An 11,094-nucleotide genomic window follows, 5' to 3' on the forward strand; every position below is an offset into this window, starting at 1 on the left:
GGGGGGGGGGGGGGGGGGGGGGGGGGGGGGGCGGGCCCCCCCCCCCCCCCCCGCCCCGCGGCGTGCGCGCGGGCCGCCGTCGAGGTCCGGCCCGATGACGGTTGGATTTTCCTACCCACCGAGTTATGGTGAGTTCGGATTTCCTACTCACCAGTAGTCGAGACGCGCGATCGAGGTCCCTGATGCGTGACGCAGTCATCGTCGAAGCCGTACGCACCCCCGTCGGGAAGGGCAAGCCGAACGGGTCCCTGGCCCACGTCCACCCCGTCGAACTCCTCGCGCACACGCTGCGCACCCTCGTCGAGCGCGCCGGCGTCGACCCGGCCCTGATCGACGACGTGATCGGCGGCACCGTCGACCAGGTCGGCGAGCAGGCCATGAACACCACCCGGTACGCCGTGCTGGCCGCGGGCTTCCCGGAGACCGTCCCCGCGACCACCGTCGACCGGCAGTGCGGCTCCTCCCAGCAGGCCGTGCACTTCGCGGCGCAGGGGGTCATGTCCGGCGCCTACGACATCGTGGTGGCCTGCGGCGTCGAGTCGATGAGCCGGGTGCCGATGTGGTCCAACGTGCCGCCCGGCAAGGATCCCTTCGGCCCCGGGGTCGCCGCCCGCTACCCGGAGGGCCTGGTCCCGCAGGGCATCAGCGCCGAACTCATCGCGGCGAAGTGGTCGATCAGCCGGGCCGAGATGGACGCGTTCGCCGTCTCCTCGCACCGGAAGGCGGCGGCCGCCTGGGAGGCGGGCCTCTTCGACGCCGAGGTGGCACCGCTGGAGGGCGTGGGCCGGGACGAGTCGGTACGGCCGGGCACCACCGCCGAGGTCCTCGCCGGCCTCAAGCCCGCCTACTACGACCCCGGCTTCGCCGAGCGCTTCCCGCAGATCGACTGGAGCGTCACGGCGGGCAACGCCAGCCCGGTCAACGACGGCGCCTCCGCCGTGCTGATCATGGCAGGCGAGACCGCCGAGCGGCTCGGGCTGCGGCCGCTGGCCCGTCTGCACGCGTTCGCCGTGACCGGCTCAGACCCGCTGCTGATGCTGACCGGCGTGGTCCCGGCCACCGAGAAGGTGCTCCGCAAGGCCGGTCTCGGCCTCGGCGACATCGACCTCTTCGAGGTGAACGAGGCCTTCTCCAGCGTGGTGCTGGCCTGGCGGCAGGAGACCGGCGCGGACCTGGACAAGGTCAACGTGCACGGCGGGGCCATCGCGCTCGGGCATCCGCTCGGGGCGAGCGGGACCCGGCTGACCACGACACTGGTGCACGCGATGCGCGAGCGCGGCGCCCGCTACGGGCTCCAGACCATGTGCGAGGCGGGCGGGCTGGCCAACGCGATGATCCTGGAGGCGGTGCGGTAGGGCCTCCGGCGGATCAGGCCGGAGCCGGGGGAAGTCGACGGTGCCTCCGCGGCGCCGCGGGGGGTCCCCTCCGGGGGAGGGTGGGGCAGCCTCCGCGTCCGCGGCATGATCCGCCGCACACGCCCTGCGACCGGGCGCCACTCGGGACGAGCCCCGCCGTCGTGCGGATGCCGCCTCGTCGTGGCCCGTCGCGCCGTTCCCCGCGCCCCCGCCGGGGCGCGGCCTACTTGGCGCGCAGGTGGTGGCGCTTGCGCCAGGCCACCACCGCGCCCGCCACCGCCGGGACGACGATGGCGGCGACGGAGATCAGGAAGACCGGGGACGTCGGCGTCGAGGCACGCGCCCCGGCCACCACGTACGCGGCGACGTTCGGGATCGAACCGAGCCCGGTCGCCAGCAGGTACGGCGCGTAGCGCATGCGGGATACGGACGCCGCGTAGTTCGCGGCCCAGAACGGGACACCGGGGAAGAGCCGTACCGCCAGCATCGAACGGAAGCCGTGCTCGCTGAACTGGTTGTCCGCCGCGTTCAGCAGCCGGCCGCGCAGCAGCGGGCGCAGCGCGTCCTGGCCGAGCAGCCGGCCGAGCGCGAAGGAGATCCACGCCCCGAGCAGGGTGCCCGCCATCGCCGCGCCCATCCCGAGCGCCGAGCCGAACAGCGCGCCGGCGGCCAGGTTCAGAAACGGTCTCGGGACGAACGCCACCGTGACCAGGCCGTACGTCACGGCGAAGACGACCACCGCGGTGGTGCCCTCGACCTGGGGCGGCCAGCCCTGCGTCAGCAGCTTCTGCGGTTCGAACAGCAGCACCGACGCGCCGGCCGCCGCCAGCAGGGCGACCAGCAGGGACAGCCGGGACCACGGCGACAGCAGCACGCGCGTGCAGCGCGCGGCGAAACTCACCGGACCGGACACGGCAATGGTCAGCTCCTCGGCGGCGGCCGGGGGAACGGCCGTGGCGGTGCCAGAGCGGTTGGCATCGAGCATTCAGTGACCCTAGCCGAAGCAGATGTGTGATCGCCGTACGCATCCTGTCCCTCGGGCGAAACCGGTGCCACGGAAAACCGTTCGACGTGCGGTGACGCGTCGGCAATGATCTGCGTCATGTTCCGGTACGCCTTCCTCCTCGCAGCATCCGCAGCCGCGGATGCGCCGAAGGCTGCCGTGCCCGCTCTCCCGGCCGTCGACGGCGCCCGAAGCTGACCCTCCCCGGAACGTCCGGCGGACCCCGCAGGGGGAGGGTCGGCGGTCCGCCGGGGTCCCCGCGTCCCGCATCGAAGAGACGCCCCACCGCAGTTCAGGCTTCGAGGTAGAGCCATGCCCAAGACGGCATACGTCCGCACCAAACCGCACCTCAACATCGGCACGATGGGCCACGTCGACCACGGCAAGACGACCCTGACCGCCGCCATCACCAAGGTCCTCGCCGACCGCGGCTCCGGCACCTTCGTGCCGTTCCACCGCATCGACCGGGCCCCGGAGGAGGCCGCCCGCGGCATCACCATCAACATCGCGCACGTCGAGTACGAGACCGACACCCGGCATTACGCCCACGTGGACATGCCGGGTCATGCCGACTACGTCAAGAACATGGTCACCGGTGCCGCCCAGCTGGACGGCGCGATCCTGGTGGTCTCCGCGCTCGACGGGATCATGCCGCAGACCGCCGAACACGTGCTGCTCGCCCGGCAGGTGGGCGTCGACCACATCGTGGTCGCGCTGAACAAGGCCGACGCGGGTGACGAGGAGCTCACCGACCTCGTGGAGCTGGAGGTCCGGGACCTGCTCACGGCGCAGGGGTACGGCGGCGACGCGGTGCCCGTCGTACGGGTCTCCGGACTCAAGGCGCTGGAGGGCGACCCGCGCTGGACGGCGGCCGTCGAGGCGCTGCTCGACGCGGTGGACACCTACGTGCCGATGCCGGAGCGGTATCTGGACGCGCCGTTCCTGCTGCCGGTGGAGAACGTCCTCACCATCACCGGGCGCGGGACCGTCGTGACCGGTGCCGTCGAGCGGGGCACCGTACGGGTCGGCGACCGGATCGAGGTGCTCGGCGCCGGCGTGGAGACCGTCGTCACCGGCCTGGAGACCTTCGGCAGGCCGATGGACGAGGCGCAGGCCGGGGACAACGTGGCGCTGCTGCTGCGCGGGGTGGCACGGGACGCGGTGCGGCGCGGGCACGTGGTGGCCGCGCCGGGCAGCGTGACGCCGGCGCGGCGGTTCACGGCGCGGGTGTACGTGCTCTCGGGCCGCGAGGGAGGCCGTACCACCCCGGTCTCGACGGGATACCGTCCGCAGTTCTACATCCGTACCGCGGACGTGGTCGGCGTCGTCGACCTCGGCGCGGCGGCGGTCGCCCGGCCCGGTGACACGGTGGAGATGACGGTGGAGCTGGGACGGGAGGTGCCGCTGGAGGCGGGGCTCGGCTTCGCGATCCGTGAGGGCGGCCGGACCGTGGGCGCCGGGACGGTGACCGCCGTGGAGTGAGGTCGCCGCGAGCGGGCGACGGCCGGCCGGTGCGGGGCCGGTCTTCCCCGTGCCCCTGGGCAAATCCGCGCATCGCACAATGGAGGCGTGAACGAAGCCATACCCGTCGTCCGGGTCACCGACCACGGCACCGCGAAGCTCATGCCCGACGTCGACCGGGCACGGGCGTGGCTGCTGACCGTCGACGGGGCGCCCCAGTCGTACGTCGATCTCGACGCGCCGACGCACCTGGAGTTCGAGTACGCCCGGCGTCTGGGATTCGTGCTCGACGCCGTGGCGGCGGCCGGGGCGCCCCTGGACGTGCTGCACCTCGGCGGGGGAGCCCTGGCCCTGCCCCGGTACGTGGCGGCGACCCGGCCGGGCTCCCGGCAGGACGTCGTGGACGCCGACCGGGGGCTGCTGGACCTGGTCACCGAGCATCTGCCGCTGCCGGACCGGGCCGGGATCGCCCTGCACGCCGCCGACGCCCGGGGCTGGCTGGAGAGCGCTGCCGGGGACTCGGCCGACGTGCTGATCGCCGACGTCTTCGGCGGATCCCGGATCCCCGCGCACCTGACCTCGCTGGGCTACGCGCGGCAGGCCCAGCGGGTGCTGCGGGACGACGGCGTCTACCTGGCGAACCTCGCGGACTCCGCGCCCTTCGACTTCCTGCGTTCCCAACTCGCCACGTTCGCGGCCGTGTTCGAGGAGCTGGCGGTCATCGCGGAACCCGGCGTGCTGCGCGGGCGCCGGTTCGGCAACGCCGTCCTCGTCGCCTCGCACCGGCCTGTCGACCTGTCCGGCCCGGCCCGCCGCACCGCCGCCGACGCGTTCCCGGCGCGCGTCGAGCACGGTGCCGCGCTGCGGCGGTTCATCGGCGGTGCGGCACCCGTCGCCGACGCGGACGCCGTGCCCTCACCCGAGCCCCCCGGCGGAGCGTTCGGCATCGGCTGACGGGCGGGCCGGCCCGGCTGCGACCGGGACCGTGCGCCGGGTCAGGTTGCGGACGTCCGGCACCAGCAGCGCCGCGGCGGTGACCGCGACGACCAGTCCCGCGCAGCCCCACAGCGCCGGGCTCCGGCCGAAGGCGTCCTCCGCCGGGCCCGCCAGCGCGGTCGCCAGCGGCAGCAGGGAGACGGAGCCGAACCAGTCGTACGCCGAGACGCGGGAGAGCTTGTCCTCGGGTATCTCCTGGTGCAGCACGGTCATCCAGGAGACGCCGAAGACCTCGACCGTGGCGCCGGAGACGAACATCACCGCGTAGAGGACCGCCACCGGGACGGGCACCGCGAGCGCCGCCGAGGGCAGGGCCAGCGGGAAGATGCACAGGGTGCCGGCGAACAGCGGCCTGCGGGGCTTCCAACGGGTCATCAGCAGGGCGCCGCCCACCGTGCCCGCGCCGAACGCGCCGAGCGCCAGGCCCCACGGCGCCGGCCCGCCGAGGCTGTCGCGGGCGACGAGCGGGCCGTAGACCGCGTCGGCGGCGCCCACCACCGCGTTCGCGATCGAGAACTGGACGACGATGCCCCACAGCCAGGGGCGGCCCTTGACCTCCCGCCAGCCCTCCCGCAGGTCGGCCACCAGTCCCTCGCCGGGGACGCGCGGCGGGACATGGCTGACGTCGAGGAACGAGCGCAGCGCCGCGGCGACGGCGAAGGCGGCCGCGTCCACCGCCAGCACCCAGCCCGGACCCACCGCCGCGACCAGGGCGCCGCCGAGTGCCGCGCCGCCGAGCGCGGCGCCCTGCATCGCGATCCGGAACACGGCGAAGGCGCGACCCGCCTGCTCGCCGCTGACCGAGGACATCAGCATGCCCTCGGCGGCCGGGCTGAAGAACGCCTGGCCGGTGCCGCCCAGCGCGGTGAGCAGCATCATCTGCCAGAGCCTGGGGTCGCCCGCGAGCACCAGGACGGCGAAGGTGCCCTGGGAGAGGAAGTTCAGGGCGTTGGCCGCGACCATCACCCGGTGGCGGGGGAAGCGGTCCGCCACCGCGCCGCCGACGAGCAGGAACAGCACCAGCGGCAGGGTCCTCGCGGCGGCCACCAGACCGACGTCACCGCCGTCGCCACCCGCGTCCAGGACCGCGAACGCGGCGGCGATCAGCGAGCCGTTGGCACCCAGGCTCGTCACGACCGCCGCCGCGGTCAGCAGGCTGTAGTTGCGGCCGGCCCAGCCGGGTCTGCGCAGGCGGGCGGGAGTGCCGGAGGTGCCGCGGGTGTCGGAGGTGGAGGTCACCGCCCGACTATCCCTGCCGCGGGTCCGGCGTGCCAAACCGGTCGGCGGGCGTCCGGCCCCCCGGCCGGGTCAGCCCCCGGTCGGCGTGCCGTGCAGCCGGACCGTGCTGAGGATCTTCATGATCGTCGCCGTCGGGACCTCGTCCTTGACGCCCTTGGCGCCGTAGAAGTCCCAGGACACCAGGTCCCCGGCCGAGTTCTCGAAACCGAACGTGATCGCCTTGCCGTCGCTCGCGCACGTGCCCTTCTGCGGCGTATCGGACGAACGCGACCAGGCGTACGCGCCCTTGAGGCCGGAGGCGGTGGTGTAGGCGGTGGCCTTCTTGTCGTAGTCGAGGCTCTTCTTGTCCGGCTGCGTGTAGCCGCCGTACACCCACCGGGGGACCTCGTGGACGGCCGCGTCGGCGCCGCTCTTGGCGCCGCTCTCGCCCCTGGTGCCGACCCCCGCGAGGGAGGTGTCCTCGGTCCTGCCGTCCTTGTCGTCGTCGCTCGTGCACCACTTCGACTTGTACTGGGCGGCACCCGACATCGTGATGATCGGCTTGCCGTCCTTGTCCTCGAAGCCGATGGACGTCCCCGGGGTCAGCACCTCCCAGTCGGCCGGCACGTCGAAGGCCGTTCCCCACTTCGGGTTCACGACGGTCTTCCAGCCCGCGACGGTCGGCTTCTCGGTCTCCTCGCCGCGCGGGTTGTCGTCCGACGAGGCGGAGACGGTCGGCGACGGCGCGGGCGACCGGGACGCCTGGCGGTCCTTGCCGCCGTCCGCGGTGTCGTCCTTCTTGCCGCCGAGCACCAGGAAGCCGGTCACTCCGGCCGCCACCACGACCGCCGCGGCCGCGATGATCGCGACCAGCTTCGTCCGGCTGCCGCCGCCCCCGCCCTGCGGTGGCTGCGGCCCGCCGGCCTGTCCCGGCTGCCCCCACTGCGGCTGCTGCCCGTACCCGCCCGGCGGCGGGTACTGCTGGTAGCCGGGCTGCTGGTAAGGATTCGGCTGCTGGTAACCCGGCTGCTGGTACGGGTTGCTCTGCGGGTGTTGCTCGCCCCCTGGCGGCTGCTGTTCTGGCCACATGGCTCGTAACCCTAGTGCCGCCAGGTTCCCGGGGACCCCCTCGGTCCCGGTGGACGCCCGCCGGGCCTGGTGGCGGCGACCGTGGCGGTGAACACCGCACCGGCCCTGTGCAGACCTGCTACCCGTGAGTAACATGACCGTCATGAGCACAGACCAGATGTCGATCGGCGAGATGCTCGCCGCCACGGTCCCGATGGTGCGGACCCTCAACCTGGAGTACCTGGAGACGACCGCGGAGCGCGCCGTGCTGGCCCTCCCGGACCAGGGCGACTTCCACAACCACATCGGCGGGCCGCACGCGGGCGCGATGTTCACCCTCGCCGAGTCCGCGAGCGGCGCGATCGTCCTCGCGGCCTTCGGCGACCAGCTCTCGCGGGCCGTGCCGCTCGCCGTCAGCGCCGAGATCGCCTACAAGAAGGTGGCTCTCGGACCGGTCACGGCGACCGCGACCCTGGGCCGCCCGATCGCCGACGTCGTGGCCGAACTCGACGAGGGCAGGCGCCCCGAGTTCCCGGTCGCCGTCGCCATCACCCGCGAGGACGGCGCGGTCACCGGCGAGATGACGGTCGTCTGGACCCTGCGCCCCAACGGCTGAGCGCCCGGCCACTCCTCCCGGTGCTCCGCCGCCTCAGCGCACGGAGGAGGCCGCGGACTGGATCACCTTCGTCACGGCCGCCGGGTCCGACACCAGCGTGAGGTGCGAACCGCCCTTGTAGAGCGTCACCTTGGACCCGGCGCGCCATCGACTTCTCCGGGTCGGGCGTGATGATCTGGTCGCCGGTGCTGATGAGGTACCAGGACGGGATCGTCTTCCACACCGCGTACGTGGAGGGGGTGTTGAAGGCCACCGTGGTCGCGGCGCGCTGGGTGGCCCACAGGCCGACCGCCTGGTCGTGGCGGACGCCGCTCGCGAACTTGGTGACGAACACGTCCTCCTTCAGGCACAGCGCGGACGCCTTGGACGGCGCGTTCGCGTACGGCACCGCGTCGTGCAGGTCGGCCGGCGACCCCTTGGTCAGCACCGACGTCGGGCCGCTCAGCCGCGCCGTGGTCTCGCCGACCGCGGGCGCGGCGGCGTCGACGTGGACGAGTGCCTTGACGTTGCCGACGCCCTGAGCCGCGTTGGTGATCACCGAGCCGCCGTAGGAGTGCCCCACCGGCACGATCGGGCCCTTGACGGTCTTGAGGAAGTCCTGGACCGTCTGCGCGTCGGTCGTCAGGTTCTGCAGCGGGTTGTCGATAGCCCGCACCGTGTAGCCGGCGCGGCGCAGGAGCGAGACCTCGCCGTTCCAGCTCGACGCGTCCGCCCACGCGCCGTGCACGAGGACGATCGTGGGTTTCGTCCGCTGCTCGGCCGCCTGCCCGCCGGGCGCGGGGGCCGCGGACAGCGTGCCGGTGAGGGCGATCGCCACGGCCGTGAGAGTCGTCGAGAGATTCCGCCGTCGTGCGGTGGACGCCATCGGAAGCCTCCTCGTTCCAGCTTCACCGGAGGGAACGCGCGCCTTGGTCGCGGGCAGGAACCTGGTGCCGAGTCCGGCGGCCGGCACGACGGCCTTGCGGACCGGACGGGCGGAGGCGGGCGGGGGAGGGGTTGGGGGCGGTCATGCGGGCCATGCCGGCGCGCCGGGATGAGAGAGGGCCGGGAGCGACGTGTCGGACGGCTGTGGGAGGGGCCGTCCCGCAGCGGTGGCCGCGGGCTCCGGCGAGTTGGAGATTTCGTGTGCCGTCGGGTCCACGACGCGCACAAGTCGGCCCCGCGGGCCCGCGGAATGCAATGGGTATGCGGATACCGGCGGTAACTCATCTGAATTCACCGAACTCTGAACCCGAGTCACCACGAGTTCTTGTTTCCTGAGAGACCGGTGTGCGAAGGTGAGCCTCCCCGCGGGAGGGTCCGGAGACCGGCACGGCCGTCAGCCCGGCCCCTAGGGGCTCCAAAAGGTACGCACCAATAGGCACCGCATTCCGTCAGGGCGCCGTTTCGCATGCCGTCCTGCGGCTCGGAAGGAAATGGTCCAGTGCAATCCCCTTACCCCCCACGCCCGCCCTTCCCGCCCCGCCCCGGTGCGAGTACCGGGGAGTCCGACCGCGATCTCCTCGCCCAGCTCGCCGGGACCCCCGCGGCCAGGCATCACGCCGTCGCCCTGCTGCTCACCCGGCACTGGCGCGCCACCTGCGACTACGCCGTCGTCTGCCTCGCATCCGCCACCCCCGCCGCGCAACTGGTCGCCGGTGCCGCCTTCGAACGGGTGCTCGGCGCGACGGCCGGCGGCGCCCTGCGTCCGCGGCTCCTGGTGGCCGTACGGGACACGGTCCGCGCCTGGGCCGCCGACGAAGCCATTTCCGTCGTCGTACCGGAACTGCGCAGGACCACCGGAGGCCGCGGGCTCAGCGCCGCGAAACCGGGCACCCCGGAAAGGCGGCAGCTCGCGGAACGCGCTTTCCGGGCACTTCCCGCGGCCTCTCAATGCCTCCTGTGGCACACCGAGGTCGAAGCCGAGCCGATAAACATACCCGCTGGTCTGTCGGGCGTCGACGCGGCCACCGCGACAGCCGCCCTCGGCCAGGCCCGAGAACAATTCAGGGCCGGCCTGGTGCGCGCCCACCGGGAACTCGCGCCTTCGGACGAATGCCGTTTCTACCACCGCCTCCTCGACGTCCCCTTGCGCCGGGGCGGTGCCCTGCTCCCCGATGTGCGGCAGCACCTGACGGTCTGCCGGTTCTGCCGGCACGCCGCCGAGCAGCTCAGCCACTTCGACGGCGGTCTGGAGGTGCTGCTCGCCGAGGCCGTGCTCGGCTGGGGTGCCCGCCGCTATCTCGACGCACGGCCCGGCCGCGGCACCGCCGGGCCCTGGCAGCCCCGCACCGGCCCCGCGTCCGCGGCGCCGCCCGGCGGACGGCACCGCACGGCGTCCGAAGGTGGCCGGCGCAAGGCCCTGCTGGCCGGGGCCGGCCTGGTCTCCCTCGTGCTGCTCGCCACCGTGCTCGTGGCCAAGAGCTGGTCCGACGACAACGGTGTCCCGCGTCCCGGCACCACCGCCTGGGGCGCCCATGGCCCAGGCGCCACCGAGCCCGGCCCCGACCGCGCACCGGCCACCGCCACCTCCCCTTCCCCGGCCTCCGTGGGCGAGCCGGTCGAGATCGCCCGCGGCCGACTGCGCAGCCTCGACTCCGGGCTCTGTCTGGACGTGCGGGGCGGACGGCCTCGGGAGGGGGCGGGCCTCGGGCTCGGCCGGTGCGCGGACGCCGGTTCCCAGCAGTGGTCGTACCAGGACGACGGCATGCTGCGCAGCGTCCTCGACCCCGGTCTCTGCCTCGCCGCCGATCCGGGTGCCGGCACCGTCGTGGTCTCCGGCTGCCTGGTGCACCCGGGCGAGGTGGCGTACGACCTGACCGTGCGCGGCGAACTCCTGCTGCGCTGGGACAAGGGCCTCGCGCTGACCGTGGACGGTACGAAGGTGACCGTGTCCTCGCGTGACGGAACGTTTCGGCAGCGCTGGGAGCTGGCGTCCGGCGGCGCACCGGGTGCGCCCGCCGTCCCGCACGCGGCGCCCGCCGGACCGGAGGAGGGCGAGGCTCCGCCCGACTCCGCGTCCCCGCCGGACGCGTCGGCTCCGCCGACGGCGCCGGAGACCGCGCAGGAGCCGAACCGCACCCGGGTCGCGCAGGTCGGCTCGCACGGCGCCGGTCCGGTCGTGCCGTCCGGCACGCCGGAGCGGGCCGTACCCGTCGCGACGCTCACCTCGACGGCCGGCGACGTGCTGGAGTCGGTCCCGGCCGCGGTGACCGGCGTTCTGGGCGGAGCGGCGGGTCTGCTCGGCTGACGGGCGGGCGGCGGGCCGCGCACGGTCCGGGTGGGTGCCTCGTCGGGTGGCCTCGGGCTGTGCGCCGGTGCCCGGTCACCTGCTTGAAAAACTGAACGAATGTCAATGAGCGGTCGGCGGGCGAACGCTCTCCGGCCGCTTTACTTCA

The 11,094-nt window shown here is 73.7% G+C and carries 9 protein-coding genes; 5 read left to right on the forward strand and 4 right to left on the reverse strand.

Features of this window, described 5'->3' with window-relative positions; translation table 11 throughout:
* Positions 1-182: 182 nt before the first annotated feature.
* Positions 183-1,355: a thiolase family protein gene (locus ACIRQ9_RS22110; RefSeq protein WP_404175900.1), complete on the forward strand. Its 1,173-nt coding sequence runs from the start codon at positions 183-185 to the stop codon at positions 1,353-1,355.
* Between the two features lie 223 nt (positions 1,356-1,578).
* Here ACIRQ9_RS22110 and ACIRQ9_RS22115 read toward each other — a convergent pair whose 3' ends face one another.
* The gene (locus ACIRQ9_RS22115; RefSeq protein WP_404175903.1) at positions 1,579-2,340 is read right to left on the reverse strand and encodes a TVP38/TMEM64 family protein; all 762 of its coding nucleotides are present in this window, start codon (positions 2,338-2,340) and stop codon (positions 1,579-1,581) included.
* A gap of 330 nt (positions 2,341-2,670) precedes the next feature.
* On the opposite strand from ACIRQ9_RS22115, the gene tuf reads away from it, so the two are divergent.
* Both tuf and ACIRQ9_RS22125 read left to right on the forward strand, forming a co-directional pair.
* The gene (gene tuf, locus ACIRQ9_RS22120) at positions 2,671-3,840 is read left to right on the forward strand and encodes an elongation factor Tu (protein WP_404175906.1); all 1,170 of its coding nucleotides are present in this window, start codon (positions 2,671-2,673) and stop codon (positions 3,838-3,840) included.
* A gap of 87 nt (positions 3,841-3,927) precedes the next feature.
* Entirely contained in the window at positions 3,928-4,773 is an 846-nt protein-coding gene (locus tag ACIRQ9_RS22125) for a spermidine synthase (protein ID WP_404175909.1), read from the forward strand.
* On the opposite strand, the gene ACIRQ9_RS22130 is transcribed toward ACIRQ9_RS22125, so the two are convergent.
* Together ACIRQ9_RS22130 and ACIRQ9_RS22135 are read right to left on the reverse strand one after the other, a co-directional pair.
* Positions 4,735-6,054: an MFS transporter gene (locus ACIRQ9_RS22130; RefSeq protein WP_404175912.1), complete on the reverse strand. Its 1,320-nt coding sequence runs from the start codon at positions 6,052-6,054 to the stop codon at positions 4,735-4,737. The two genes, ACIRQ9_RS22125 and ACIRQ9_RS22130, sit on opposite strands and share 39 nt — an antisense overlap.
* Positions 6,055-6,123: 69 nt before the next feature.
* Entirely contained in the window at positions 6,124-7,122 is a 999-nt protein-coding gene (locus ACIRQ9_RS22135; protein ID WP_404175915.1) for a hypothetical protein, read from the reverse strand.
* Positions 7,123-7,279: 157 nt separating this feature from the next.
* Here ACIRQ9_RS22135 and ACIRQ9_RS22140 point away from each other — a divergent pair, with 157 nt between their 5' ends.
* Complete coding sequence (locus ACIRQ9_RS22140) at positions 7,280-7,717, forward strand: DUF4442 domain-containing protein (protein ID WP_404176396.1); 438 nt, start codon at positions 7,280-7,282, stop codon at positions 7,715-7,717.
* Here the strand turns inward: ACIRQ9_RS22140 and ACIRQ9_RS22145 are convergent.
* The gene (locus ACIRQ9_RS22145) at positions 7,671-8,582 is read right to left on the reverse strand and encodes an alpha/beta hydrolase (protein ID WP_404175919.1); all 912 of its coding nucleotides are present in this window, start codon (positions 8,580-8,582) and stop codon (positions 7,671-7,673) included. The genes ACIRQ9_RS22140 and ACIRQ9_RS22145 overlap by 47 nt on opposite strands.
* Before the next feature lie 558 nt (positions 8,583-9,140).
* Between ACIRQ9_RS22145 and ACIRQ9_RS22150 the strand changes: the two genes are divergently transcribed.
* Complete coding sequence (locus ACIRQ9_RS22150) at positions 9,141-10,946, forward strand: ricin-type beta-trefoil lectin domain protein (protein ID WP_404175922.1); 1,806 nt, start codon at positions 9,141-9,143, stop codon at positions 10,944-10,946.
* Positions 10,947-11,094 lie beyond the last annotated feature (148 nt).

Source organism: Streptomyces sp. NPDC101237 (genome assembly GCF_044767465.1).
Classification (GTDB): Bacteria; Actinomycetota; Actinomycetes; order Streptomycetales; family Streptomycetaceae; genus Streptomyces; species Streptomyces gramineus.